Raw genomic sequence first — 24,579 nt, forward strand, 5'->3', positions numbered from 1 at the left:
CAACGAAGCATGATTGTTTTATCTAGATCTTAAATGCATATCTATAGAGCGGGGGCCGTGCGGTAGGTCGCCGGGCTGAACACCCGCGTCACCACCAGCATCGTCACCACGGTCACGGTCAGCACGACCCAGGCACTGACGAAGCTGCCGGTCAGCTCACGCAGCCAGCCGGTCAGCCAGGGCGAGAGGGCATTGATCAAGAACCCCACGCCCTGCACAAAGGCCGCCAGTTGTCCGGCCTGTCGCGGGTCGCGATGGTGGTCGAGGGTCAGCAGCAGGCTCAGGGCAAAACACGCACCGAGGCCGAAACCGCACAAGGCCACCCACAGGTGCGGATAATCCTGCGGCGCGAGGATCAGGCCGAGGTAACCCACGGTCTGCGCCAGCAGGCTGATGCCAAGCAGGGGCCGGCGGTCGATCCCGCGTTGCGCCAGCACCGGCATCAACAGCGCGGCGATCACCTGGAAGATCGTCATGAATGCCAGCAACGAACCGCTGGGCAACACGCCCCAGCCCAGTTGCTGATAGTAGGCCGGCAGCCACGCCACCATGCTCATGTAGCCGCAATTGACCAGGCCGAAATACAGCGCCAGCAGCCAGGCGCGGCGATTGCGCAGGCCCTGGAACGCCGGCGCCACCTGAGGATTTCGCGCCGCGCCGAGGGGCAACCAGGCCCACAACAGCAACGCCCCCAGCGCCGGCAGCAGCCACACGCCGAGCCCCGCCTGCCATTGCTGGAAGTGCGTGGCCACCACCGGGCTGAGCAGTGCCGCCAGCCCGCCACCGGCCATCAGCGAGGCCGAATACACGCCCATCGCCACCGGCACACGGTGATGAAACTCGCGCTTGATCATCGCCGGCACCAATGCCTGGATCAACGCCACACCGGCACCTCCCAGCAGTGCCGTGACCAGCAGTGCCGAACCCTGGCCCATCAGCCAGCGCGCGAGGCACGCCAGCAGGATCATCATCAGGCCCAGGGCGATGCCACGCCGCTCACCCAGGCGTGCCTCCACGCGCACCCCCACCAGCGCCACCAGGCCCATGCACACCACCGGCAGGCTGGTCAGCAGGGCGCTGCTCTGGAAACTCAAGCCGGTGGCCTGGCGAATCTCGCCGAGCAACGGGCTGATGGAACTGAGGATCGGCCGCAGGTTCAGGCCGAGCACCACCAGCAGGCACCAGCCGGCGAGGGATTTATTCAGGGTCATGCAGGGTTTTCCACTGGTGGTACAACTGGGTCATCGCCGGGTCCGGCAGGTGCTGGATCGGCAAGCGTTGCTCGCTCAAGGGCAAGCCCACCTGTTGCCCGATCGCCGCCGTCGACAGGCCGAACGGCTCGGCCATTTCATTGCTGGCGGCAAACACTACGCGCTGGATACCGCACAAGTACATGGCACTCAGGCACATCGGGCAGGGTTGGCCGCTGGCGTAGACCACGCAACCTTCCAGGCGCGCGCCGAGCTGCCGGCTTGCGGCGCGGATCGCCAGTAGCTCGGCGTGGGCAGTGGGGTCCTGGGTCAGGTGGATTTCATTCACGGCCTCCACCAGCACTTCGCCATTGCGCGTCAACACCGCCCCAAAGGGCCGGCCACCTTGGGCGACGTTCGCTTGTGCAAGTCGGATGGCGCGTTGCAGGTGATGATGATCGTCGGTCATGGAGGCCTCTGGGCAGAATGCAGGGGTGAAGTATGGCCAGCCGCCGATGTATTCTGAAATTAAATATAACCATGCCAATCAGTGGCAAACGCAATGGTGACAGCGATGTTTGATCCCGTGTTGTTGCGCAGTTTTGTCGCGGTGGTGGACTGCGGCAATTTCACCCGCGCTGCCGAGCGCCTGCACTTGACCCAGTCGACTGTCAGCCAGCAGATCCGCCGCCTGGAAGAAGCGGTGGCATGCCAGTTGCTGGACCGTGACCAGCGCCAGGTGGTGGCCACGGCGGAGGGCGAGCGCCTGCTGGCCTATGCGCGGCGCATCCTCGCGCTGCACGAAGAAGCCGCCGATGTGTTGATCAACCAGCAAAGCGACGGCGTGCTGCGCCTGGGCGTTCCGGAAGACTTTGCCGCCGAACGCCTGATGCCATTGCTTTCGGCGTTTGTGCAGGCATTTCCGCGGGTGCGCCTGGAGGTCACCAGCGGCCTTGGTCCGGAATTGCAGCGCCAGTACCGCAGCGGTGAGTTCGATGTGTTGTTGGTCAAGCAGATGGGCGACAGCGCCGACTGCCTGGCCTCGTGGCCGGAGCCGTTGTGCTGGGTCGACAGCCGCAGCACGCCGTCTCTGGGCCGCGATCCGTTGCCGTTGGTGGCCTTCCCGGTGGGCGGGCTGTACCGCAATGAGATGCTCCAACACCTGGAAGTCGGCGGCTGGCGCTGGCGCATCGGGTATTCCAGCGCAAGCCTGGCCAGTGTGTGTTCAGCCGTGGCGGCAGGATTGGGCATCAGCCTGTTGCCCCGCCGCGTGGTGCAGGCCGGGCATGTGATAGTGGCTGCAGAGAGCGGCTTGCCGCCGGTGGAAGGTGTGCGACTGGCGCTGTACGGCCGCACGGGCCTGGGGGCGGCGGGACAGAGTTTGCAGCGTCAATTGCTCGATTTGTGTGCAAACAGCCCCGCTTGAGCCATGCCTTTTCTGAATATTTTTTATGCCTGTAAAGCATCAGAAAATCGCGCGGTGGCGCCAAGCCCCGCAGGACGGGGCTTCGGCGTTTTCGAATGTTTCGTTTATTCAGTTTGGATCTATGTATAACTTTAAAGATTACTTTAAGAGATAAGCGTCTGGCCCCGATGATTCAGCCCTCGACGGCCTCAGGCAGGCCTGTCGGTTTTTTTGTTTCAAAACCGTAGGGAGTGAATCAATGGGCAATGTCCAGACCGCCGCCAGTGCACACGAGGCGCAATGGCGCCAGGCACCGAGTGGTGAGTTGGTCGACCTTGGCCGGCCGCACCGCGCGCCGTTGGGGCAATTGCGTCTGCAGAAAACCCCGAAGCGCTTTTCGAGCCGTCGCGAAGGGATCCTGCTCGGGTTGCTGGTACTGGCCCTGCACGGTGCGGTGATTTATTGGGTGAGCCAGAAGCCCACCCCGGTGCTGCCGATTGTGCCGCCGGAAATCCCGCCGATGACCATCGAATTTTCCCAGCCGGCACCGCCGGTGGTCGAGCCGCCACCGCCTGTTCCGCCGCCACCACCGCCGCCCGTGGTCGAGCCACCGCCACCGGTGGTGGACGAGTTGGCTGCCAAGCCGGCGCCGCCTAAACCGATTCCAAAGCCCAAGCCGAAGCCTGTGCCCAAGCCTGAGCCGAAACCTGCACCCAAGGCGGTCGAGCAACCGCCTGCGCCGCCCACGCCGGCACCTCCGGCTCCGGCGCCAGTGGCTCCGCCTGCACCGGCTCCAGTAACGCCCGCTTCAGCGAACGCGGCGTACTTGAAGAACCCGGCGCCGGAGTATCCGTCACTGGCCCAGCGTCGCGGTTGGGAAGGCACCGTGCTGCTGCGGGTGCATGTACTGGCCAGCGGCAAGCCGGGCGAGATCCAGATCCAGAAGAGCAGCGGTCGCCAGCAACTCGACGACGCCGCACTGGCCGCGGTGAAGCGTTGGAGTTTCGTGCCGGCCAAGCAGGGCGATGTCGCCCAGGACGGCTGGGTCAGCGTACCGATCGATTTCAAGATTCACTAACTATTCGGCTGCGGTGTGTTGCACACGCCGCGACCTGCACAGAGGGAAAACATCATGGCATTAGCATCTCCACTTGAATCCATCGAAAGCGCGGTGATCTGGCTGCTGGTGGTCTTTTCGGTCGCCACCTGGGGCCTGGCCCTGCTCAAGGGCGTGCAGTTCGGTCGCCTCAAGGCGCAGGATCGCAAGTTCCATAAGCAGTTCTGGGCGGCATCCAGCCTGGACTCGGCGGCAGAACTGGCTGAAACCCAGCCCGGCGCTGCTGCCCGCGTAGCCCAGGCCGGCTATGCCGCGATCCAGGTTGGCGATGCACCGCACGCTGCCGACCTGAGCCAGGCGATCAACCATCAGGACCGTCTTGAACGTGCCCTGCGCCAGCAGATCGTGCGTGAGCGCCGCTCGCTGGAAACCGGCCTGGCCGTGGTCGCCAGTATCGGCAGCACCTCGCCGTTTATCGGTCTGTTCGGCACCGTGTGGGGCATCATGGAAGCGCTCAAGGGCATCAGCGCGGCCGGTTCCGCCAGCCTCGAAACCGTGGCCGGCCCGATTGGTGCCGCGCTGGTCGCCACCGGTGTGGGGATCGCCGTCGCCGTACCGGCGGTGCTGGTCTACAACTATTTCCTGCGTCGCCTGAAGCTCACGGCTGCCGACCTGGACGACTTTGCCCACGACTTCTACAGCCTGGCGCAGAAGAACTCCTTCCGCGTGCTGCTGCACCCGGCCCTGACCAAAAACGCCGCCGGCAACCCGCAAAAAGTGAAGGAGGCGTCCTGAGATGGCCTTCTCCACGCAAGACAGTGATGAGGTGCTGAGCGAGATCAACGTCACGCCGTTGGTGGACGTGATGCTGGTACTGCTGGTGGTGTTTATCGTCACCGCGCCGTTGTTGACCAACGCGATCCCGATCAACCTCCCCAAAACCGAGGCCGTGGCCCCGGTGGAGCAGAAGGACCCGCTGGTGGTGAGCATCGACGGTGCCGGCAAGCTGTTTATCAACAAGGACGAAATCCAGCCGGACCTGCTGGAATTCAACCTGCAGGCGGCCAAGACCAAGGACCCCGATGTGCGGGTGCAACTGCAGGCCGATGATGGTGTGAACTACGGCGAAGTGGCGCGAGCCATGGCGTCTATCGAGCGCGCGGGCATTACCAAGTTGTCGGTGATTACCGCACGTTAGCTTCAAATGCCTCGACAATTTTTTGGCCGTCTCCTTGGCAGGGTGCGGCCTTTTTTTTGCCTCAATTTCAGCCAATCGAGTGAGCGCGACGGCTCAGCCGTTTAGGTCAAGCTAACCCCAGCGATGTGTGGGTGCCTGACTGCAACTTCCCGCAAAAACTCTCCAGCATTGGTCTTGAGCCAATCAATTAACCGAGCGATATCGGGCTCCGACTGCCGCCCATTCCGACAAATAACGTAGTACGCAGCAGGCGACATCATTACTGGTGCTTCCAGTGCGACCAATGTACCCGCCTCCAATTGGTCATACACCAACGCAGTCCTGCCCAGCGCAATCCCGCCGCCCTTCACCGCCAGACTGATTGCCAGGCTGGAGTCCGGAAAGCGTGGCCCATGGTGATAAGGCGGAGCCGCTAGCCCCTGGAATGAAAACCAGCTTTCCCATCCCGGGCACACTTGATCGTCCACGCGGTGAATCAGCGGGTATCGTGCTACATCCGTCAGGGAAATATCGCCATTCACTCGTTGAAACTCAGCTGCGCAAACCGGGAACACCGCATCGCGCATCAGCAGTTCAGCATGATGGTCCGGGTAATCGCCGTATCCCATCACAATCGCGACATCGAATTGATGAGCTCCGAGATTGGCGCTGTTCATATCTGCACTGGTCAGGATCAGGTCGATATTGAATGAAGCTTGCGTGTGAGAGCCGTGCATCCTTGGAATCAGCCAGGTGGAACAGAGTGAAGATGTGCACGACAGGTAAAGCGGCTGGGATTTGCTCGGGTTGAGCGAATGCAGCACCGCATCAAGCTCTTTGAAGAAGCCATCGGCTACCGGTAGCAAAACCTGTCCTGCGGCTGTGAGCTTGACGCCCCGTGAGTGACGCTCGAACAACGGCACGCCCCACCACTCCTCCAGACCTGCAATTTGATGGCTGATTGCACTAGCGGTGAGATTCAATTCTATGGCCGCGCGGGCAAAACTCCCCGTTTTCGCCGCACTGACAAAGGCTTGCAGCATGGGGGTAGGAGGCGGGCGTTGGGACATCAGGTGCTCACTTTGATCAGGATGATCCCGCAAACAATGACGAGTGCCGAAAGCATCCGCCGCCAGCCGAAGCGTTCATGAAAGAACAGCGCGGCAATAATGGCGCCGATAATAACACTGGTTTCTCGCAGCGCTGAGACCTTGGCTACCGCGTCCAGCGACAGTGCAAACAGCACCAACCCGTAGGATGTGAGGTAAAAAACGCCGCCCATAAGGCCGATCCGCCACTGGCCGCGAATGGCCTGTGCGAGTGACGAACGCTGCTTGAAAAACGCCAGCGCCGGAATCGGAATGCTTTGGAATACCGTCAGATAGATGATGTATTGCAGGACCGTTTCACTGGCTCTTACTCCCTTGGCATCCACCACCGTGTAGGACGCGATGAAGGCACCCGCGCACACTGCCATCAGGATAGGTTTGAACATGCGTGCGGTCATTTTTCGCACGAACGTCAGGCTGATAATGCCTGCACATATCAGCAGCACCCCTGCCATTGCATGAATCGAAAGGTGCTCATTCAGTAGGAAGTATGAAAACAGCGCGACCAAAACCGGTGGCACGCCGCGCATGACCGGATAGACCTGGCCAAAGTCGCCGGTTTCGTAGGCCTTGATCAAGAACAATCGATAGGCCGTGTTGAGCACCACGGAAACCAGCACGTAGCCCCACACCTGCAGGCTTGGCACATTAACCAGAGGCAGCGCCACCAGACAGATCAGCAACGCCGTACCATCGACCATGGCCAATGTCATGAAACGACTGCTACCGGCCCGAACGACCGCGTTCCAGGTCGCGTGCATGATGGCGGAAATCAAAACGAGGGTGATCGCGATGTCGGAGTTGTCCATGGGCTCTGCTGTTGATAGATATTGGAAGTCGTAGGCGATGACCGTTAAGGCATCATTGTTTGCGCAACCACATCCGTAACATGTACCGATTCAAGTCCTTTAAAGGTGTCGCGTCATCAATCTCTTCGGACGGAGCGTTGATATCGATGAAGTGCGTTCGGGTATGGAGAAACTTGTTGTCAGCTGAAATGAGTACCTGTCCTGGTTCGAGCAACACTCGATGTTGGACTGATGATTGATCAAGAACGGTATCTAAAAAATCCAATGCCTGAATTTGCCCGGAGGTGAGGGGCACTCCAGCTTTGAGGTGAGCCGACTCAATGTAGACGCGAAAGTACCTGATCAAAGGAATACCTTCTTTGGAAAAGCTCAGGATGGGGGCTCTGAACAATTGTTCTTCGATTGCCATGCCGCGGTTTTCAAAGTAAAAATCGCACTTAAGTTCTTCCAGTACGTCAGGGAATTCCATGAGCTCCGCGTATACCGCGCTAGCATTTATCAGAATACTTTCGCCACCCAGAAGGGCTTTCTGCCCACAGGCCAAGATCAAATAATCGATAGGAAGCGGGTCGCTTACACCATCGTTATGGACATATGCGCCCTGACGGGTCTGGTGATATCGCGCACCGTCTTCAATGCTTTTACCTCCCCGGTCATAAACCTCGATGACCTTATGGCCAAGATGGTTTTGCACCATTGGTTTTCCAAGCAAAGAGCCGAAAGTCCATATCAGTGATTTAAAATCCGCAAGGTCATCAGTTTTAAACCCATCGAGAATAAGGACATGGGCTTCGTGATCAATCATGTTTCGAATATTGCGCAATTCCGCGCTAAGGACCTGCGAGTGAACGGGATCAATATAAGCAGGTCTTGCATCGAATCGGTTAGCGTGAGAGTACGGTTCGGGTATGGTTTTCGTGCTCAATAGCTCATCAAATGCGGCTTTAGACAGCCTGACTCTAGATACTTCTTGGCGAAACATACTGACATTGACGTTCATCGCAATCCCTTACGAAGGTTAGTTGAAGTCCTTATTTAACTAAGCTCACCACGCCCTGAAAAAGCGAAACATCGTCAGCGCTGCCATCAAAATCCGTCATGGGAGACCTCTCCTACAAAAAAGCCATCATCTGAACGGAAGTGGCATTTCGTCATGTCTTGTAAAGGGCCAGCAAGGCGTGTCCCTTTAGATTGCAGGACGTTTCCGAGGCAATCGCTGCCGCCTTGTGGCTGTTGGAATGGATGGCTAGTCTTCGGCCCGTCGCTGGTTTTCAGTGATCGGGTTTAGCAGCCTGAGCTCAATAGGCACACGGTCACATCTCCCTTATGGTGGCTGTGCGTGGGGCGCCCTCGGGTGCGCTGGTGTTCCTATCGACCAGTCTGCTAACCCGCGTACAGCTGCTACCTACCGTTTAGCAGCGTGCGATAGTGGTCTTACAGATACAGATAAGCTGGCTGACACACCGCCATCGCAGGCAAGCCAGCTCCCACAGTTTGATTCTCCTTTGAATTGAGGTTTTGGTTATTAATAAATAGCTTCTTATTCCTTAACGAATATAACACCCGTCCCTATACTGTTCAGCAACGTTAAACGCTGCAGGAGGGCACACCCATGCACAGCGAGTCGATTCGTTATCTGATCGTGCCGGGCTGGCAAGGATCGCCAGAAGATCATTGGCAAACCCATTGGCAAAACAGCCTGCCCAACAGCGCGCGCGTGGAGCAGGCCGACTGGCTGACGCCACGCCGCGAAGACTGGGTGGCCGCGCTGGCCGAGGCCATCGCCGCCGACAGCACGCCGGTGATCCTGATCGCCCATAGCCTGGGCTGCATCACAGTGGCTCATTGGGCCGCCACCGCACCCGTGCAGTTTTTGCGGCAGGTGCGCGGCGCCTTGCTGGTGGCCCCGGCCGATGTCGAACGCCCGGCCTGCTCGCCCGCCTTGCGCAACTTCGCCCCGATCCCGACCGACCTGCTGCCGTTTCCCAGCCAGGTGGTCAGTTCCGATAACGACAGCGCCGTCAGTGCCCCTCGGGCGCTGGAGCTGGCGCGCAATTGGGGCGCCGAAGCCGGAATCCTCTCGGGGGCCGGGCATATCAATGTGAAGTCCGGTCACCAGCGCTGGGAGCAGGGCTTCGCTTACCTCTATCGCCTGCAAAGCCGCCTCGAGCATCACGCCCGGCGCACTGCCTGACCCTTTTTCAACGCCCCGTCCCTGAGTGGATTTGGGGCGGGAGCCTGCCATGAGTCTGCATGAAACCTACGGTCAGCCCCTGCTGACCTTCCCCGACGCCGAAAAAAGCCCGCTGAGCATCCGCGCCAAGGCCCTGGTGTTTGTCGATCCGCGCTCGCGCCAGCTGCGCGAAGACCTGGAAAACCTCGCGCCGCGCGCCTTGCCCGTGTTGATTCGCGGCGAGACCGGCAGCGGTAAAGAGCTGTTGGCCCGGCATATCCATCGGGGCAGCGACCGTACTGGCTTGTTTGTCTCGGTCAACTGCGGCGCCATCAGCCCGACTTACGCCGACGCCGAGTTGTTCGGCTACGCCGCCGGTGCCCACAGCGGGGCGGCCAGTAGCCGTGCCGGTTGGTTCGGCTCGGCCAATGGCGGCACTTTGTACCTGGACGAGATTGGCGACTTGCCGTTGCCGATCCAGGTCAAGCTGCTCGCGGCCCTGGAGAATCACGAAGTCACCCGCGTCGGCGCCCACCAGCCAAGCCCGGTGGATGTGCGGCTGGTGGCGGCCACCAGCATCGACCTCGCCCAGGCCGTAGCGGCCGGCAAGTTCCATGAGCGCCTGTTCCATTACCTGAGCGAAGGCCAGCTGGACTTGCCCGCATTGCGCGAGCGCGTCGGCGATATCCTGTCCCTGGCCGAATACTTCCTGGGCATCTACAGCCAGCGCCTGGACCTGCCGGTGCCGCTGATCAGCGATGCGGCGCAACGGGTGCTGGAACACCACAGCTGGCCGGGCAATACCCGCGAGCTGGAAAACGTCATTCACTTCGCCTTGCTCGTCAGCAGCGGCGACGAGATTTTGCCCGAGCATTTGAACCTGCCGGTAGCGGGCTCGCCGCTGGAACAGGTGCAGCGCATCTTTGCCGCCGCCAGCCCTGCCGAGCAGGAAGCCTTGCGCGCCTTTCTACGTGAGCAAGCCGCTACATGAACAAAATGGAATATCAACGTGAATAAAAGATATTGTTCGGGAATAAAAAATCTAGGTATTGTCCATTCCACGCCGCGATAGCACTTCGCTGGCACACCACATAAAAAACGGTCGTCAGAGACGCCCCGGAATTTCGATAAGGACACTGCATGAAAAAGGTTCTGTTGTTTACCGCACTGGCGGCTGCCCTGACTGCAAGCTTCGCCCAGGCCAACGAGAAACTGGTGGTTGCCGCCACCCCGATCCCGCACGCCGAGATTCTCGAACTGGTCAAGCCAACCCTCGCCAAAGAAGGCGTGGACCTGGAAATCAAAGTCTTCACCGACTACGTACAGCCAAACGTGCAGGTTGCCGAGAAGCGCCTGGACGCCAACTACTTCCAGACCCTGCCGTACCTGGAAAACTTCAACAAGGGCAAGGGCACCAACCTGGTCACCGTGGTCGGTGTGCACGTTGAACCCTTCGGCGGCTACTCGAAAAAAATCAAGAACATTTCTGAGCTCAAAGATGGCGCCACCGTGGCCATCCCGAACGAAGGCTCCAACAGCGGCCGCGCCCTGTTGCTGCTGCAGAAAGCCGGCGTGATCACCCTGAAAGACCCGACCAACGCCCTGGCCACGCCGAAAGACATCGCCAGCAACCCGAAAAACCTGAAATTCAAAGAGCTGGAATCGGCGCTGCTGCCACGCGTGCTGGACCAGGTTGACCTGGACCTGATCAACACCAACTACGCCCTGGAAGCTGGCCTGAACCCAGCCAAGGACGCGCTGATCATCGAAGACGCCAAGTCGCCGTACGTGAACTTCCTGGTTGCCCGCCCGGACAACAAGGACAGCGACGCCATCCAGAAACTGGCCAAGGCCCTGACCAGCCCGGAAGTCAAAGCCTTCATCGAGAAGAAGTACAACGGCGCCGTAGTGCCTGCGTTCTGATGTAACCCAAAACCCCCTTCAAGGTTTGAACGCCGACGGCTATTACAGCGTCGGCGTTTTTTTATGGGCTTCAGAGGCTTCAAGACTGTAGGCACTGGCTTGCCGGCGATAGCGGTGGGTCAGCCGGCCTACCGGCGACTGAAAGACCGCTATCGCAGGCAAGCCAGCTCCCACAGTTGGGCGGTGTGGGGGCTGGAATCCCTGCCACACAGCGACACTCTGGAGAAACTGCAACCAGCGAACGCCGGCTCTTGCTCAAATCCCAGCCACACAGCAGATCCCCCTGTGGGAGCCGTCGAGCCCCAGCGAGGCCGCGAAGGCGGTGTGTCAGCCACAAAAGGACCGTCAGTGCCGCCGCCTTCACAGCCTCGCTACAGCTCGACCTCTCCCACAATCAGGCCGCGCGGCTATTGATCGCCCTGCGCAACGCCACCAACCATTTCACCAGCTCCTGCGGATCAATCGGTTTCGTGTTGTTCATTGTTCATTCCCTCGAATCACAGACCCCCCAACCATAGCTGCCACCCATCAAACCCGCGAATCCGGGGGTTATCTTTTTGGGTGATATCAATATGCTATTTGGGTATTTAAATTTTGCTTTTTATACCTTTAGAGTTCGCGCTACCCGACGTTACCCACGCCGGACTGGATTGCGCCCGCTGCATTACCCTTGCGGCGTCATGGACTCAAGATGACCTTCGATTTCGCTTTTATCCTCAGCACCCTGCCGGCGTTTCTCAAGGCCGTGGGGGTGACGCTGCAAGTGGGCCTGATCGCCATTGCCACCTCGTTGCTGGTGGCGCTGATCAACGCCGCGCTGCTGGTGTTTCGCACACCCTACCTGTCGCGCCTGGTGGCGCTGTACGTCGAGCTGGCGCGTAACACACCGCTGCTGATCCAGCTGTTCTTCGTGTACTTCGCTTTGCCCGCGCTGGGCTTGAATATCTCCGGCTTCTGGGCGGCGATCATCACCATGACGTTCCTCGGCGGTGCCTACCTCACCGAAGTGCTGCGCGCCGGCGTGGAAGCGGTGCCGCTGGCGCAGATCGAGTCCGGCAAGTCCATCGGCCTGTCCGACTGGCAACTGCTGCGCCATGTGATCCTGCCCCAGGCGGGCATCCTCAGCCTGCCGGCGTTGTTCGCCAATTTCATCTTCCTGCTCAAGGAAACCACGGTGGTTTCCGCCGTGGCGGTGCCGGAGATTCTCTACACCACCAAGAGCTACATCGCCCTTTACTACAAGACTTACGAAATGCTCGCCGTGCTGACGCTGATTTGCGTACTGCTGTTTTTGCCGTTGTCGCTGCTGCTCAGCCGCCTGGAAAGGAGGCTCCAGCATGGCCAGTTCGGGTCTTGAGTTGTTGTGGGTGTCGTTGCCGCAACTGGGCAAAGGCGCCGCACAAACCCTGTCGATTTCGTTTCTGAGCATCGCCTTCAGCACCGTCGGTGGCGTGTTGTATGGCGTGCTGCGGACCTTGAACAACACACTGATCAACGCGGTCCTGCGGGTGTACCTGGAGCTGTTTCGCGCGATCCCGGTGCTGGTGTGGTTGTACCTGCTGTTTTTCGGACTGCCGATTTTCTTCGGCCTGAGCATTCCGAGCTTCTGGTGCGCCGTGCTGGTGCTGTCGCTGTGGGGCGCCAGTGAGGTGGGCGAGGTGGTGCGTGGCGCATTGCATTCGCTGCCCCGTGGCCAGCGTGAAGCCGGCTTGTCGATTGGCCTGTCCGACCCGCAGCTGTACGGCTATGTGCTGCTGCCTCAGGCCCTCAAGCGCATGACGCCGCCGACCATCAACGTGTACACGCGCATCATCAAGACCAGCTCGCTGGCGGTGCTGATCGGCGTGGTGGACGTGATCAAGGTCGGCCAGCAAATCATCGAACGCACCTACGAGTCGGTATTGATCTATGGCGTGCTGTTCCTGTTTTTCTTCTTTATCTGCTACCCGTTGTCGGCCGCCTCCAAGGTGCTGGAACGGCGCTGGGCCCAAGCATGAGCGCATTGATCGAGTTTAAGGGTTTCAACAAATTCTTCGGCGAGCAGCAGGTGCTCAAGGGCATCGACTTGAGCGTGCAAAGCGGCGAAGTGGTGGTGATCCTCGGCCCCAGCGGCTGCGGCAAAAGCACCTTGCTGCGCTGCCTCAACGGCCTGGAAGTGGCGCACAGCGGCAGCCTGCGATTCGCCGGCAACGAACTGTTGGACAAAGCCACCGACTGGCGCCAGGTGCGCCAGGACGTGGGCATGGTGTTCCAGAGCTACCACCTGTTCCCGCACATGAGCGTGCTCGACAACATCCTGCTCGGCCCGCTGAAAGTGCAAAAACGCGACCCTCGCGAGGCCCGCGAACAGGCGGAAAAACTGCTCGAGCGCGTCGGCCTGGCCGACAAGCGCGACGCCTTCCCGCGTCAGTTGTCCGGGGGCCAGCAGCAACGTATCGCGATCGTCCGCTCGTTGTGCATGAACCCGCAGGTCATGCTGTTTGACGAAGTCACCGCCGCCCTTGACCCGGAAATGGTCAAGGAAGTGCTGGAAGTGATCCAAGGCCTGGCCCGCGATGGCATGACCCTGTTGATCGTCACCCATGAAATGGCCTTCGCCCGCGCTGTCGCCGACCGCGTCGTCTTCATGGAGGCCGGTCGCATCCTCGAACACAACACCCCCGAAGAATTCTTTACGAACCCGCAAACCGCACGCGCGCAGCAGTTCCTGGAGAAGTTTTCCTTTGTTTCAACACTGCCCAAGAAGAACCAGGAACTGGAGCTGATATGAAAAAGTTACTGCTGCCCCTGATTGCCGTCGCATTACTCGCCGGCTGCGACAAAAAGGCCGAAGAGCCTGCAAAACCAGCGGCTGCCGCCGTGAGTTCGCTGGACAAGATCAAGGCGCGCGACAAGCTGATTGTCGGCGTATTCACTGACAAACCGCCGTTCGGCTTCGTCAACGAATCCGGGCGCTATGTGGGCTTCGATACCGACATCGGCCGCCAATTCGCCAAGGACCTGCTGGGCGATGAAAACAAGGTTGAGTTCGTCGCCGTCGAGCCGGCCAGCCGTATTCCGTTCCTGCAAAGCGACAAGGTCGATCTGATCCTCGCCAACATGACCGTGACCCCGGAACGCAAGGAAGCGGTGGACTTCACCAACCCCAACCTGAAAGTCGCGGTGCAGGCCCTGGTGCCTAACGACAGCGCGGTGAAAAGCCTGGATGACCTGGCCACCCGCACCACCATCGTTACCACCGGCACCACCGCCGATATCTGGCTGACCAAGAACCACCCGGACTGGAAACTGCTCAAGTTCGAGAAAAACTCCGAGTCGCTGCAAGCACTGTCGGCCGGCCGTGGTGATGCGTACGCGCAGGACAACCTGGTGCTGTTCAGCTGGGCCAAGCAGAACCCGGGCTATCGCGTGCTGGAAGAAAAACTCGGTGACGAAGCGCCGATTGCGCCGGCGGTGAAGAAAGGCAACATCGAGCTGCGCGACTGGGTGAATGCCGAGCTGGCGAAATTGGGTGAGGAGAAATTCCTGCTCAAGCTGTACGACCAGTACGTGCGTAAAGAGCTGAGCGATGACACCAAGCCTGAGAGCGTGATTGTTGAAGGCGGCAAGTGGCAGGGTTGATCATTCAGCTGTTGGGTGACTGATCTACCGTCTTCGCGAGCAAGCCCGCTCCCACATCGACCGAGCTCCACCTTTGGAATGCGGACAAATGTGGGAGCGGGCTTGCTCGCGAAGAGGCCGTCCCAGGCCTCTCTTATTCCGGCCAATGCCAAGCCGGTGCATCCAGAATCCCCTGTCCCACAATCCGCGTCTCCCCCAGCACCTTCTCCAGCACAATCGAATTGCACCCTTCATCCTGCTGCAACGCCGCAATCAGCCGGCTGGCATGCGACACCACCCACACCTGGCACTGCTGTGACGCCTGGATAATCAGGCGCGCCAACGCCGGCAGCAGGTCCGGATGCAAACTGGTTTCCGGCTCGTTCAGCACCATCATGGTCGGCGGCCGAGGCGTCAGCAGCGCCGCGATCAGCAGCAGGTAACGCAAGGTGCCGTCCGACAACTCCGCCGCCGAGAGCGGCCGCAGCAACCCCTCCTGATAAAACTCAAGGGCGAAGCGCCCACCCTGCAACGGCTGGATATTCAGGCGTGCACCGGGAAACGCATCGCTGACCGCGCGCTGCAAGGCTTCGGGGTCGCCAATCTCGCGAATGGTCTGCAACGCGGCCGCCAGGTCGCGACCGTCGTGGTGCAGCACCGGTGTGCGCGTGCCCAGTTGCGGTTGGCGCACGGGGGCATCGGCATCGCTGCGAAAGTGATCATAAAAACGCCAGCCACGAATGCTTTCGCGCAACAGCAACACTTCCGGTGAGCCGCGCAGGCTGCCGACCTGGTCGAACAGGCTGTGGTAGTTCGGCGTGTGCTGGGCCAGCACATCCCAGGCGCGGCCTTCGCGAGCGCGCACCATCGGCCCTGAGCGTTGCACCAGCAGGCTGGCCGGGCGGTAGACGTGGCCGGCCCAGATGCATTCCTTCTTCACCTCCGGGTCCAGGGAAAAATACGACAGGGTCTTCTCCGGCAAGCCGAGGGAAATCGCGTAGCTGAAATCCTCGGCGGCAAACCCCAGGCGCAGACGCTTCACACTCTGGCGCACGACCGCTTCCACCGGCACCTCGCCGTTGTGCATGCGTCGGCTGATGGTCTCGGGGCCGGCCCAGAAGGTCGAGTCCAGCCCGCCCTCACGGGCCAGTGCATTGATCACTCCGCCCTGGGCGGTTTCGGCCAGCAGGCGCAAGGCGCGGTACAGGTTGGACTTGCCGCTGCCGTTGGGCCCGGTGATCAGGTTCAGCCGGTCCAGCGGCACCACCAATTTGTTGATCGAGCGGTAATTGGCCACCGCGAGGGTCTTGAGCATGGGCATTCAGTCGGCTTGGGAACCATTGGAGTATGGGAGCCTCCATGCAGATAAGGAACCCTGATCTAAGCTCACAGTCGCATACACACTGGCAAGTCGGCATCACGCAAAAGGAGCCTGCATGGGCGGTCGCACTGCAAACATTATTCTGAGCCTTGGCCTCCTGGCGCTGCTGAGCGGCTGTGGCCAGGACAAAGCCGAGCCCAAGCAGCATTCCCGGGTGTTTGTACAGACCGTACAGCCGGCGGATTTCGCCGCGGCGGTCACGCTCACCGGGGACATCCAGGCGCGCGTGCAAACCGATTTGTCGTTCCGCGTCGGCGGCAAGATCATCCAGCGTTCGGTGGATGTCGGTGACCGCGTCAGCGCCAGGCAAGTGCTGGCCAGGCTCGACCCCAAGGACTTGCAGACCAACGTCGATTCCGCCCAGGCCCAGGTCGTGGCCGAGCAGGCGCGGGTCAAGCAGACCGCCGCCGCGTTCGTGCGCCAGGAAAAGCTGTTGCCCAAGGGCTACACCAGCCGCAGTGAATACGATTCTGCCCAGGCCGCGTTGCGCAGCAGCCAAAGCGCTCTGGCCGCGGCCCAGGCCCAACTGGCCAACGCCCGCGAACAGCTCGGCTACACCGCGCTGGTGGCCGATGCACCGGGGATCATCACCGCGCGCCAGGCTGAAGTCGGCCAGGTGGTGCAGGCCACTGTGCCGATCTTCAGCCTGGCCCGCGATGGCGAGCGCGATGCGGTGTTCAACGTGTATGAATCGCTGCTGGTCGAGCCGCCGCCCGATGCACCGATCACCGTGAGCCTGCTCGACAATCCGAGCATCAAGGCGGTGGGAAAAGTCCGCGAAGTCACCCCGGCCGTGGCGGCCAACACCGGCACCGTGCAAGTGAAGATCGCTCTGCAGGCGTTGCCCAAAGGCATGCAGTTGGGCTCGGTGGTGAGCGCCACCGCCAATGGCCCGGCCAAGGCCAGCATCGAACTGCCGTGGGCGGCGCTGACCAAAGACCTCAGCGAACCCGCCGTGTGGCTGATCGACGACGACGGCAAGGCGCAACTGCACAAGGTCACCGTGGCACGTTATCTCACCGGCAAAGTCATCATCAGCGACGGCCTCAAGGGCGGCGAAAAAGTCGTGGTGGCCGGCGGGCAGTTGCTGCATCCGGGCATGGTGGTGGAAATCGCCCAGCCGCCGGATCAGGCCCAGGCGCAAGGAGTGCAACCATGAAGCAGTTGACGGTGGTACTCGCTGCCAGCTTGTTGCTGATGGCCTGCTCCAAGGAAGAACCGCCGCCCGAGCCACTGCGCCCGGTGCTGTCGATGGAAGTGAAGTCCGAAGACCAGGAAAACCTCGGTCGCTTCGCCGGCACCATCCAGGCCCGCTACGAGAGCAACCTGGGTTTCCGTGTGCCCGGTCGCATCGCCCGCCGCGCCGTGGACGTCGGCGCCGAAGTGGAGAAGGGCGCCTTGCTCGCCGTGCTTGACCCCACCGACCAGCAAAACCAGTTGCGTGCCGCCCAGGGCGACCTTGCCCGCGTGCAGGCGCAGTTCATCAACGCCCAGGCCAATGCGCGGCGTCAGCAGGAGCTGTTCAACCGTGGCGTCGGTGCCCAAGCCCAGCTGGACGTGGCCCAGACCGACCTGAAGACTACCCAGGCGTCCCTCGACCAGGCCCAGGCTTCGGTCAACCAGGCCAAGGACCAACTCAACTACGCCGAACTGCGCACCGACCACGCCGGCATCGTCACCGCCTGGAACGCCGAGGCCGGCCAGGTGGTCAGCGCCGGCCAGCAAGTGGTGACCCTGGCCCGCCCGGATATCAAGGAAGCGGTGATCGACCTGCCCGCCGGCCTGGCCGAGCGCCTGCCGCCGGATGTGGTGTTCCTGGTGGCCGGGCAACTCGACCCCAGCGTGCACACCACCGCCATCGTGCGTGAGATCGAACCCCAGGCCCAGAGCGCCACGCGCACGCGTCGCGCGCGCCTGACCCTGGCCGAGACGCCGCCCGCGTTTCGTCTTGGCACCGCGATCAGCGTGACCTTGAGTTCAACCATCGCACCGCGTATCGAATTGCCCATCAGCGCCTTGCAGGAAGTCGACGGCAAGACCCGCATCTGGCTGCTCGACACCCAGAGCCAGACCGTGCAACCGCGTGACGTCACGGTCATCAGCCGTGACGCCAGCAGCGCCTTGCTCAGCGGCGGCGTCAAACCCGGTGAGCGTGTGGTCACTGCCGGCGTGAACAGCCTGAAACCCGGGCAGAAAGTCAAAATCGACGAGGACAGCCCGCGATGAAAGGGAGCTTCAACTTATCCGACTGGGCCCTCAAGCATCAGTCTTTCGTCTGGTACTTGATGTTCGTCGCGCTGCTGATGGGCGTGTTCTCTTACATGAACCTGGGCCGCGAGGAAGACCCGTCGTTCACCATCAAGACCATGGTGATCCAGACCCGCTGGCCGGGCGCGACCCAGGAAGAAACCCTCAAGCAGGTCACCGACCGCATCGAGAAGAAACTCGAGGAACTCGACTCCCTCGACTACGTGAAGAGCTACACCCGGCCGGGCGAGTCCACGGTATTCGTGTTCCTCAAGGACACCACCAGCGCCAAGGCCATCCCGGAGATCTGGTACCAGGTCCGCAAGAAAATCGACGACATTCGCGGCACCTTCCCCCAGGGCCTGCAGGGACCGTCGTTCAACGATGAGTTCGGTGACGTGTTCGGCTCGGTGTACGCCTTTACCGGCGATGGCCTGTCGATGCGCCAACTGCGCGACTACGTGGAACAGGTGCGTGCCGAGATCCGTTCGGTGCCGGGCTTGGGCAAGGTCGAGATGATCGGCCAGCAGGACGAAGTGATTTACCTGAACTTCTCCACGCGCAAACTTGCGGCGCTGGGCATTGATCAGCGCCAGGTGGTGCAGAGCCTGCAATCGCAGAACGCGGTGACGCCGGCCGGGGTGATCGAAGCCGGACCGGAGCGGATCTCGGTGCGCACTTCGGGGCAATTCGCCTCGGAAAAGGACCTGGCCAACGTCAACCTGCGGCTCAATGACCGTTTCTATCGTCTGGCGGACATTGCCGACATCAGCCGTGGCTACGTCGACCCAGCACGGCCCATGTTCCGCTTCAACGGCAAGCCGGCGATTGGCTTGGCCATCGCCATGCAGAAGGGCGGCAATATCCAGTCGTTCGGCAAGGCCTTGCACACACGCATGGATGAGCTGACCGCCGACCTGCCGGTGGGCGTCGGCGTGCACAAGGTGTCGGACCAGGCGGAAGTGGTGGAAGAGGCCGTGGGCGGCTTCACCAGCGCGCTGTTCGAAGCGGTGATCATCGTGCTGGTGGTGAGCTTTATCAGCCTCGGCATGCGCGCCGGGCTGGTGGTGGCGTGCTCGATTCCGCTGGTGCTGGCGCTGGTGTTCGTGTTCATGGAATACAGCGGCATCACCATGCAGCGCGTGTCGCTGGGCGCGTTGATCATCGCCCTCGGCCTGCTGGTGGACGATGCGATGATCACCGTCGAGATGATGATCACGCGCCTGGAAAAAGGCGAGACCAAGGAGCAGGCGGCGACCTACGCCTACACCTCCACGGCGTTCCCGATGTTGACCGGTACGCTGGTCACCGTCGCCGGTTTTGTACCGATCGGCCTCAACGCCAGTTCGGCGGGCGAGTACACCTTCACGCTGTTCGCGGTGATTGCCGTGGCGATGCTGGTGTCATGGGTGGTGGCGGTGCTGTTTGCACCGGTGATCGGCGTGCATATTCTCAGCGCCAACGTGAAGCCCCACAGCAACGAGCCAGGGCGAATCGGGCGTGGCTTCAATTACGGCATGCTGTGGGCCATGCGCAACCGCTGGTGGGCCATTGGCATTACCGTGGGCCTGTTTGTGGCGTCGGTGTTCTCCATGCAGTTTGTGCAGAACCAGTTCTTCCCGTCGTCGGACCGCCCGGAAATCCTCGTCGACCTTAACCTGCCGCAAAACGCCTCGATCAACGAGACGCGCAAGGCCGTCGACCGCCTCGAAGCGATCATCAAGGACGACCCGGACATCGCGCGTTGGAGCACCTACATCGGCCAGGGCGCGATCCGTTTCTACCTGCCGCTGGACCAGCAATTGGAAAACCCCTACTACGCGCAGTTGGTGATCGTCAGCAAGGGCCTGGAAGAGCGAGGGGCGTTGATTGCGCGCCTGCAAAAACGCCTGCGTGATGACTTTGTCGGCGTCGGCAGCTTTGTGCAGCCGCTGGAAATGGGCCCGCCGGTGGGGCGCCCGATCCAGTATCGGGTTTCGGGCAAAGACACCGACCAGGTACGCAAGCACGCCATCGAGCTGGCGACCCTGCTGGATAAAAACACCCACCTGGGCGAGATCATCTACGACTGGAACGAGCCGGGCAAAGTCCTGCGGGTGGACATCGCCCAGGACAAGGCGCGGCAATTGGGGCTGTCGTCGGAAGACGTAGCGCAGTTGATGAACAGCGTGGTCAGTGGTGCCTCGGTGACCCAGGTGCATGACGATATCTACCTGATCAACGTGGTCGGCCGCGCCGAAGATGCCGAGCGCGGCACCCCGGAAACCTTGCAGAACCTGCAGATCGTCACGCCCAACGGCACCTCGATTCCGCTGCTGGCGTTTGCCACCGTGCGTTACGAGCTTGAACAGCCGCTGGTGTGGCGCCGCGACCGCAAGCCGACCATCACGATCAAAGCGTCGGTGCGCGATGAGATGCAGCCGACCGACCTGGTCAAGCAACTCAAGCCCGAGATCGACAAGTTCAGCGCCGGCCTGCCGGTGGGCTACAAGGTCGCCACCGGCGGTACCGTGGAAGAAAGCGGCAAGGCCCAGGGCCCGATTGCCAGCGTGGTGCCGCTGATGCTGTTCTTGATGGCCACCTTCCTGATGATCCAGCTGCACAGCGTGCAGAAGATGTTCCTGGTGGCGAGTGTCGCGCCGCTGGGGCTGATCGGCGTGGTGCTGGCGCTGATTCCCACGGGCACGCCGATGGGCTTTGTGGCGATCCTCGGGATTCTGGCGCTGATCGGTATCATCATCCGCAACTCGGTGATTCTGGTGACCCAGATCGATGCCTACGAGCGCGACGGCTACACGCCGTGGGACGCCGTGGTGGAAGCCACCGAACACCGGCGCCGGCCGATCCTGCTGACGGCGGCGGCGGCCAGCCTGGGCATGATCCCCATCGCCCGCGAAGTGTTCTGGGGCCCGATGGCCTACGCGATGATCGGCGGGATCATCATCGCCACGTTGCTGACATTGCTGTTCCTGCCGGCGCTGTATGTGGCTTGGTACAAGATTCGCGAGCCGAAGCCAGAGCAACAGGAAAAACGTGGTTGAAAATGTGGCAGCGGGCTTGCTCGCGAAAGCGGTGTGACAGTCATAGGTATGTCGACTGATCCGCCGCCTTCGCGAGCAAGCCCGCTCCCACATTTGGATGCAGTGCCACGCTGCTTTCAGGTTTTGCGCCACACACTCGCCAGCCACGGTTGTTGCTCCCGAGGCAACCCGGCCGGCCGATAGTAATGCTCCAACTCCACGAATCCTGCCGCCGTCAGCAAGGCCTGCCACGCCTGCAGGTCGTGATAAGACCCATAGCGCGGCCCATTCCAGCCCTCGCGATTTTCACCGCGGGGATTGGAGCTGAACAACACTCCGCCAGGCTTCAGCGCGCCATGCAGCTGTTTGAGCACGCGCGGCAATTCCTGCTTGGGAATATGAAACAGCACCGCATTGGCGAATATCCCGTCGAAGCGCCCGACCGGCAGGTCCAGCTTGAGGAAGTCCTGCTGCAACACCTCACATCCACTGTCCTCGCGCGCCATCTGCGCAAAGCGCTCGGAGCCGTCGAGGCCGACAGCGATGTGACCCAGGCGGGTAAACGTCTGCAAATCCCGGCCCGGCCCGCAGCCGAAATCCAGCACGGTGAACGGCGCCGTACCCTGGATATGCCGCAACAGCGCGTCGATGTTCTGGCTCACATCGTGGTCGCGGGTGCCTTCGCGGAAAGACTCGGCCACGCTGTTGTAGTGGCCGAGGGTAGTGGACGTGATCTGGTCGAGGTCGTCGGGCTTGAGAGGCATGGTGAGCAATACCGGGCACTGAGAGGGCCCGACTATACCCCAATCGATCGACCCACCCTGTGGCGAGCGGGCTTGCCCCGCGTGGGGCTGCACAGCAGCCCCCAATACTCAGCGCTTGTTCAGCACCCGCGCCAACCGGTCGCCACCCAACTGAATCACCGCCACCAGAATCACCAGCAGTACGATGACCGTGAGCATGATCTGCGTGTCAAAGCGCTGGTAACCATAGCGGTACGCAATGTCACCCAGGCCACCCGCACCAATCGCGCCCGCCATGGCCGACGAGTTGATCATGGTCACCAGGGTAATCGTGAAACCGCCGACAATCCCCGGCAGCGCCTCCGGCAACAGCACATGCCAGATGATGTGCCAGCGCCGGCAGCCCATGGCCTGCGCCGCTTCGATCAGGCCGTGGTCGACCTCACGCAGGCTCACCTCGGCGATGCGCGCGAAGAACGGCGTAGCGGCGATGGTCAGCGGCACGACCGCTGCCCACACGCCATAGGTGGTGCCGACGATCAGCCGGGTGAACGGGATCAGCGCCACCATCAGGATCAGGAACGGAATCGAGCGGAACAGATTGACGAACGCTCCCAGCACGCGGTTCAGTGCCGGGGCCTGATAGATCCCGCCCTTGTCGCTGGTGACCAGGAACACCGCCAGCGGAATCCCCACCAGCAACGCGATCAACGAAGACACGCCGACCATCAACAGGGTGTCGATGGCGCCTTGTATTAAACGATCAAACCACATAACCCAGCACCTCCACCTGTTGTGCCCAGTTACCGGCGCGGCTGCGCAGCACGTCGGCGTCGTGCGGTGAACCGTTCACCGCCAGCAGCAATTGCCCCAGCGCGTGGCCCTGGATGCGTTCCACCCCGCCCTGCAGCAAGCGCACGCGCCCGCCGAGGGCCGCGAACAAGGCGGCCAGGTCCGGCTCGTCGGTGTCGTTGCCGGTGAACTGCAAGCGCAGCACGACTGCCGCGTCCGCCTGGCCGGGCGTGGGCTGCAGACGGTTTTGCAGCTCTTGCGGCAGCCCGTGTTGCAGCGGCGCCAGCAGGGTCTTGCTGACCTCATGCTGCGGGTTGCCAAACACTTCCCAGACCGGGCCTTGCTCGACGATGTGCCCGTACTCGAGCACCACCACGCGGTCGCAGATTTCGCGGATCACCGCCATCTCATGGGTGATCAATACGATGGTCAGGCCCAGGCGCTGGTTGATCTCGCGCAGCAGGTCGAGGATCGACTGGGTGGTCTCCGGATCGAGGGCCGAAGTGGCCTCGTCGCACAGCAGGATCTCGGGGTCGTGCACCAGCGAACGGGCGATGCCCACGCGCTGTTTCTGCCCGCCGGAAAGCTGCGCCGGGTAGGCCTTGTGTTTGTCCTGCAGGCCGACCAGTTCGAGCAGCTCGCGCACCTTCTGCTCACGCTGGGGCTTGGGCACGCCGGCGACCTTGAGGGGCAGCTCGACGTTCTGCCACACGGTCTTGGCCGACATCAGGTTGAAGTGCTGGAAGATCATGCCGATGCGCCGCCGCAGCGCCACCAGGCGGTCTTCATCGAAGTCGCCGATGTCCACCTGATCGATCAGCACTCGCCCGCTGCTCGGTTGCTCCAGGCGATTGATGGTGCGGATCAGCGAGGATTTACCGGCGCCGCTGCGGCCGATGATGCCGAACACTTCACCGCGCTGGATCGCCAGGTCGATGCCTTGCAGGGCATGCACGTTGCCGTCATAGGTCTTGCCCAGGTTGATAAAGCGCACGTGCGCGCGGTTCAGGTCAGGGTGCAGTTCTGTCTGCTCGGCGTCCCTGGGCGGCAAGCCCAGGTCGCGCAGTTGAGAGTGGGCGGCGGTCATTTTTTATCTTCCCAGCCCACTTGGTATAGCTTGCCGAGGGATTTATCCAACGCGGCGCGCACCACCGGCGAGTGCTGGTAGATGTCGACGAACTTGATCACACGCGGGTCGGTTTTGCTCTTCGGCTGGATCACGAACTGGATCACGTATTCCGGGTGGTCGAGGCCGTCGAACAGCAGCGCCGACTCGGCATCGAAGGTCTTGGACAGGCGGATATACGCCGGGTAGCCCTGCACCAGGTCGGCATCGTCATAGGCGCGCACCAGTTGCACGGCCTCGACTTGCAGGATCTTGATCTTCTTCGGGTTGGCGACGATATCTTCTTCAGTGGCCTTGTAGCCCACGCCCGGCTTGAGCGTGATCAAGCCGGCCTTGGCCAGCAGTTGCAGGCCGCGACCGCTGTTGATCGGGTCGTTGGCAATCGCCACGCTGGCGCCTTGGGGCAGGTCGTTGATGCTTTTGTACTTCTTCGAATACAGCCCGACGTTGTTGATGATGCCCGGCGCGTACGGCACCAGGTCAAAACCGGCGGCGGCCTTGGCGTTTTCCAGGAACGGGATGTGCTGGAAGTAGTTCACGTCGATGTCACCGGCGGCCAGGCTGACGTTGGGCGCGATCCAGTCGGTGAACTCCACCAGTTCGACTTTGAGGCCTTGCTTGCCGGCTTCGGCCACGGCGGCTTCGAGCGGAATTGCGAAGGCGGCGGTAGTGCCGATTTTCAACGGCGCATCGGCCGCGAACACCGCCGAGCTGAACAAGCCGAAGGCCAGGACCAGTGCTTTGACTGGGTGAGTGAGGAGCGTCTTTTTCATAGTGGTTTTCCAGTCATAAGGTGTCGATGTTAATAACGCGATCAACTGTAGGAG

24 protein-coding genes are annotated in these 24,579 nt (G+C 61.5%); 14 read left to right on the plus strand and 10 right to left on the minus strand.

Going from position 1 to position 24,579, the window contains the following annotated elements:
- Positions 1-41 precede the first annotated feature (41 nt).
- Together BBG20_RS01210 and BBG20_RS01215 are read right to left on the minus strand one after the other, a co-directional pair.
- Positions 42-1,211, minus strand: coding sequence for a CynX/NimT family MFS transporter (locus tag BBG20_RS01210; RefSeq protein ID WP_065899557.1), 1,170 nt, complete (start codon positions 1,209-1,211; stop codon positions 42-44).
- The gene (locus tag BBG20_RS01215; RefSeq protein WP_065899558.1) at positions 1,198-1,659 is read right to left on the minus strand and encodes a nucleoside deaminase; all 462 of its coding nucleotides are present in this window, start codon (positions 1,657-1,659) and stop codon (positions 1,198-1,200) included. The genes BBG20_RS01210 and BBG20_RS01215 overlap by 14 nt, the downstream gene beginning before the upstream one ends.
- Before the next feature lie 105 nt (positions 1,660-1,764).
- On the opposite strand from BBG20_RS01215, the gene BBG20_RS01220 reads away from it, so the two are divergent.
- The 4 genes from BBG20_RS01220 to BBG20_RS01235 all read left to right on the plus strand — a co-directional run bounded on the left by BBG20_RS01220 (position 1,765) and on the right by BBG20_RS01235 (position 4,850).
- Positions 1,765-2,616 carry a LysR family transcriptional regulator gene (locus BBG20_RS01220; RefSeq protein ID WP_065899559.1) on the plus strand — a complete coding sequence of 284 codons (852 nt, stop codon included), beginning with the start codon at positions 1,765-1,767 and terminating at the stop codon, positions 2,614-2,616.
- 238 nt (positions 2,617-2,854) lie between these two features.
- The gene (locus BBG20_RS01225) at positions 2,855-3,673 is read left to right on the plus strand and encodes an energy transducer TonB (protein WP_065899560.1); all 819 of its coding nucleotides are present in this window, start codon (positions 2,855-2,857) and stop codon (positions 3,671-3,673) included.
- A gap of 51 nt (positions 3,674-3,724) precedes the next feature.
- Positions 3,725-4,447 carry a MotA/TolQ/ExbB proton channel family protein gene (locus BBG20_RS01230; RefSeq protein ID WP_106805733.1) on the plus strand — a complete coding sequence of 241 codons (723 nt, stop codon included), beginning with the start codon at positions 3,725-3,727 and terminating at the stop codon, positions 4,445-4,447.
- 1 nt (position 4,448) lies between these two features.
- Positions 4,449-4,850, plus strand: coding sequence for an ExbD/TolR family protein (locus tag BBG20_RS01235; RefSeq protein ID WP_065899562.1), 402 nt, complete (start codon positions 4,449-4,451; stop codon positions 4,848-4,850).
- Positions 4,851-4,951: 101 nt separating this feature from the next.
- Here BBG20_RS01235 and BBG20_RS01240 read toward each other — a convergent pair whose 3' ends face one another.
- Genes BBG20_RS01240 through BBG20_RS01250 form a run of 3 tightly spaced genes read right to left on the minus strand, consistent with a single transcriptional unit; the run spans position 4,952 to position 7,747 of the window.
- On the minus strand, positions 4,952-5,899 hold the full coding sequence (locus BBG20_RS01240; protein WP_065899563.1) for a LysR substrate-binding domain-containing protein: 948 nt from the start codon (positions 5,897-5,899) through the stop codon (positions 4,952-4,954).
- The gene (locus tag BBG20_RS01245) at positions 5,899-6,747 is read right to left on the minus strand and encodes an EamA family transporter (RefSeq protein ID WP_065899564.1); all 849 of its coding nucleotides are present in this window, start codon (positions 6,745-6,747) and stop codon (positions 5,899-5,901) included. The genes BBG20_RS01240 and BBG20_RS01245 overlap by 1 nt, the downstream gene beginning before the upstream one ends.
- Before the next feature lie 52 nt (positions 6,748-6,799).
- Positions 6,800-7,747, minus strand: coding sequence for a TauD/TfdA family dioxygenase (locus BBG20_RS01250; protein WP_065899565.1), 948 nt, complete (start codon positions 7,745-7,747; stop codon positions 6,800-6,802).
- A gap of 612 nt (positions 7,748-8,359) precedes the next feature.
- On the opposite strand from BBG20_RS01250, the gene BBG20_RS01255 reads away from it, so the two are divergent.
- From BBG20_RS01255 to BBG20_RS01285, 7 genes are all read left to right on the plus strand, one after another.
- Complete coding sequence (locus BBG20_RS01255; protein WP_065899566.1) at positions 8,360-8,941, plus strand: alpha/beta hydrolase; 582 nt, start codon at positions 8,360-8,362, stop codon at positions 8,939-8,941.
- A 49-nt stretch (positions 8,942-8,990) separates the two neighbouring features.
- Positions 8,991-9,911 (plus strand): sigma 54-interacting transcriptional regulator, encoded by a 921-nt coding sequence (locus BBG20_RS01260; RefSeq protein WP_065899567.1) that lies wholly within the window; start codon positions 8,991-8,993, stop codon positions 9,909-9,911.
- 149 nt (positions 9,912-10,060) lie between these two features.
- The gene (locus BBG20_RS01265; protein ID WP_063033612.1) at positions 10,061-10,843 is read left to right on the plus strand and encodes a MetQ/NlpA family ABC transporter substrate-binding protein; all 783 of its coding nucleotides are present in this window, start codon (positions 10,061-10,063) and stop codon (positions 10,841-10,843) included.
- Positions 10,844-11,534: 691 nt separating this feature from the next.
- The gene (locus BBG20_RS01270; protein ID WP_057725386.1) at positions 11,535-12,200 is read left to right on the plus strand and encodes an amino acid ABC transporter permease; all 666 of its coding nucleotides are present in this window, start codon (positions 11,535-11,537) and stop codon (positions 12,198-12,200) included.
- Positions 12,181-12,840 (plus strand): amino acid ABC transporter permease, encoded by a 660-nt coding sequence (locus BBG20_RS01275; protein WP_032884905.1) that lies wholly within the window; start codon positions 12,181-12,183, stop codon positions 12,838-12,840. Before BBG20_RS01270 ends, BBG20_RS01275 begins: the two co-directional genes overlap by 20 nt.
- Positions 12,837-13,613, plus strand: coding sequence for an amino acid ABC transporter ATP-binding protein (locus tag BBG20_RS01280; protein WP_065899568.1), 777 nt, complete (start codon positions 12,837-12,839; stop codon positions 13,611-13,613). Before BBG20_RS01275 ends, BBG20_RS01280 begins: the two co-directional genes overlap by 4 nt.
- Positions 13,610-14,464, plus strand: a complete 855-nt coding sequence (locus tag BBG20_RS01285) for a transporter substrate-binding domain-containing protein (RefSeq protein ID WP_065899569.1) — start codon at positions 13,610-13,612, stop codon at positions 14,462-14,464. The genes BBG20_RS01280 and BBG20_RS01285 overlap by 4 nt, the downstream gene beginning before the upstream one ends.
- Positions 14,465-14,597: 133 nt before the next feature.
- Here BBG20_RS01285 and BBG20_RS01290 read toward each other — a convergent pair whose 3' ends face one another.
- A complete protein-coding gene (locus BBG20_RS01290; RefSeq protein WP_065899915.1) occupies positions 14,598-15,758 on the minus strand; it encodes an AAA family ATPase in 1,161 nt (386 codons plus the stop codon).
- 121 nt (positions 15,759-15,879) lie between these two features.
- Between BBG20_RS01290 and BBG20_RS01295 the strand changes: the two genes are divergently transcribed.
- From BBG20_RS01295 to BBG20_RS01305, 3 genes are read left to right on the plus strand one after another with little or no spacing between them, the layout of a single operon-like run.
- Positions 15,880-16,983, plus strand: a complete 1,104-nt coding sequence (locus BBG20_RS01295) for an efflux RND transporter periplasmic adaptor subunit (protein WP_065899570.1) — start codon at positions 15,880-15,882, stop codon at positions 16,981-16,983.
- Positions 16,980-18,050: an efflux RND transporter periplasmic adaptor subunit gene (locus BBG20_RS01300; protein WP_065899571.1), complete on the plus strand. Its 1,071-nt coding sequence runs from the start codon at positions 16,980-16,982 to the stop codon at positions 18,048-18,050. The genes BBG20_RS01295 and BBG20_RS01300 overlap by 4 nt, the downstream gene beginning before the upstream one ends.
- Complete coding sequence (locus tag BBG20_RS01305) at positions 18,047-21,112, plus strand: efflux RND transporter permease subunit (RefSeq protein ID WP_065899572.1); 3,066 nt, start codon at positions 18,047-18,049, stop codon at positions 21,110-21,112. Before BBG20_RS01300 ends, BBG20_RS01305 begins: the two co-directional genes overlap by 4 nt.
- 116 nt (positions 21,113-21,228) lie before the next feature.
- Here BBG20_RS01305 and BBG20_RS01310 read toward each other — a convergent pair whose 3' ends face one another.
- The 4 genes from BBG20_RS01310 to BBG20_RS01325 all read right to left on the minus strand — a co-directional run bounded on the left by BBG20_RS01310 (position 21,229) and on the right by BBG20_RS01325 (position 24,525).
- The gene (locus BBG20_RS01310; RefSeq protein WP_065899573.1) at positions 21,229-21,855 is read right to left on the minus strand and encodes a class I SAM-dependent methyltransferase; all 627 of its coding nucleotides are present in this window, start codon (positions 21,853-21,855) and stop codon (positions 21,229-21,231) included.
- A 108-nt stretch (positions 21,856-21,963) separates the two neighbouring features.
- On the minus strand, positions 21,964-22,608 hold the full coding sequence (locus tag BBG20_RS01315; RefSeq protein WP_065899574.1) for a methionine ABC transporter permease: 645 nt from the start codon (positions 22,606-22,608) through the stop codon (positions 21,964-21,966).
- On the minus strand, positions 22,598-23,713 hold the full coding sequence (locus BBG20_RS01320) for a methionine ABC transporter ATP-binding protein (protein ID WP_065899575.1): 1,116 nt from the start codon (positions 23,711-23,713) through the stop codon (positions 22,598-22,600). The genes BBG20_RS01315 and BBG20_RS01320 overlap by 11 nt, the downstream gene beginning before the upstream one ends.
- Positions 23,710-24,525: a MetQ/NlpA family ABC transporter substrate-binding protein gene (locus BBG20_RS01325; RefSeq protein WP_065899576.1), complete on the minus strand. Its 816-nt coding sequence runs from the start codon at positions 24,523-24,525 to the stop codon at positions 23,710-23,712. The genes BBG20_RS01320 and BBG20_RS01325 overlap by 4 nt, the downstream gene beginning before the upstream one ends.
- Positions 24,526-24,579 lie beyond the last annotated feature (54 nt).

The organism is Pseudomonas aylmerensis (assembly GCF_001702265.1).
GTDB lineage: Bacteria > Pseudomonadota > Gammaproteobacteria > Pseudomonadales > Pseudomonadaceae > Aquipseudomonas > Aquipseudomonas aylmerensis.

Excerpts from the sequence above, each read along its gene's own strand:
- BBG20_RS01255 (WP_065899566.1), top strand. The coding sequence starts at position 8,360 with ATGCACAGCGAGTCGATTCGTTATCTGATCGTGCCGGGCTGGCAAGGA.
- BBG20_RS01275 (WP_032884905.1), top strand. The coding sequence starts at position 12,181 with ATGGCCAGTTCGGGTCTTGAGTTGTTGTGGGTGTCGTTGCCGCAACTG.
- BBG20_RS01240 (WP_065899563.1), bottom strand. The coding sequence starts at position 5,899 with ATGTCCCAACGCCCGCCTCCTACCCCCATGCTGCAAGCCTTTGTCAGT.
- BBG20_RS01225 (WP_065899560.1), top strand. The coding sequence starts at position 2,855 with ATGGGCAATGTCCAGACCGCCGCCAGTGCACACGAGGCGCAATGGCGC.
- BBG20_RS01265 (WP_063033612.1), top strand. The coding sequence starts at position 10,061 with ATGAAAAAGGTTCTGTTGTTTACCGCACTGGCGGCTGCCCTGACTGCA.
- BBG20_RS01210 (WP_065899557.1), bottom strand. The coding sequence starts at position 1,211 with ATGACCCTGAATAAATCCCTCGCCGGCTGGTGCCTGCTGGTGGTGCTC.
- BBG20_RS01290 (WP_065899915.1), bottom strand. The coding sequence starts at position 15,758 with ATGCTCAAGACCCTCGCGGTGGCCAATTACCGCTCGATCAACAAATTG.
- BBG20_RS01295 (WP_065899570.1), top strand. The coding sequence starts at position 15,880 with ATGGGCGGTCGCACTGCAAACATTATTCTGAGCCTTGGCCTCCTGGCG.
- BBG20_RS01285 (WP_065899569.1), top strand. The coding sequence starts at position 13,610 with ATGAAAAAGTTACTGCTGCCCCTGATTGCCGTCGCATTACTCGCCGGC.
- BBG20_RS01315 (WP_065899574.1), bottom strand. The coding sequence starts at position 22,608 with ATGTGGTTTGATCGTTTAATACAAGGCGCCATCGACACCCTGTTGATG.
- BBG20_RS01300 (WP_065899571.1), top strand. The coding sequence starts at position 16,980 with ATGAAGCAGTTGACGGTGGTACTCGCTGCCAGCTTGTTGCTGATGGCC.
- BBG20_RS01215 (WP_065899558.1), bottom strand. The coding sequence starts at position 1,659 with ATGACCGACGATCATCATCACCTGCAACGCGCCATCCGACTTGCACAA.
- BBG20_RS01325 (WP_065899576.1), bottom strand. The coding sequence starts at position 24,525 with ATGAAAAAGACGCTCCTCACTCACCCAGTCAAAGCACTGGTCCTGGCC.
- BBG20_RS01280 (WP_065899568.1), top strand. The coding sequence starts at position 12,837 with ATGAGCGCATTGATCGAGTTTAAGGGTTTCAACAAATTCTTCGGCGAG.
- BBG20_RS01220 (WP_065899559.1), top strand. The coding sequence starts at position 1,765 with ATGTTTGATCCCGTGTTGTTGCGCAGTTTTGTCGCGGTGGTGGACTGC.
- BBG20_RS01260 (WP_065899567.1), top strand. The coding sequence starts at position 8,991 with ATGAGTCTGCATGAAACCTACGGTCAGCCCCTGCTGACCTTCCCCGAC.
- BBG20_RS01270 (WP_057725386.1), top strand. The coding sequence starts at position 11,535 with ATGACCTTCGATTTCGCTTTTATCCTCAGCACCCTGCCGGCGTTTCTC.
- BBG20_RS01305 (WP_065899572.1), top strand. The coding sequence starts at position 18,047 with ATGAAAGGGAGCTTCAACTTATCCGACTGGGCCCTCAAGCATCAGTCT.
- BBG20_RS01310 (WP_065899573.1), bottom strand. The coding sequence starts at position 21,855 with ATGCCTCTCAAGCCCGACGACCTCGACCAGATCACGTCCACTACCCTC.
- BBG20_RS01235 (WP_065899562.1), top strand. The coding sequence starts at position 4,449 with ATGGCCTTCTCCACGCAAGACAGTGATGAGGTGCTGAGCGAGATCAAC.
- BBG20_RS01320 (WP_065899575.1), bottom strand. The coding sequence starts at position 23,713 with ATGACCGCCGCCCACTCTCAACTGCGCGACCTGGGCTTGCCGCCCAGG.
- BBG20_RS01245 (WP_065899564.1), bottom strand. The coding sequence starts at position 6,747 with ATGGACAACTCCGACATCGCGATCACCCTCGTTTTGATTTCCGCCATC.
- BBG20_RS01250 (WP_065899565.1), bottom strand. The coding sequence starts at position 7,747 with ATGAACGTCAATGTCAGTATGTTTCGCCAAGAAGTATCTAGAGTCAGG.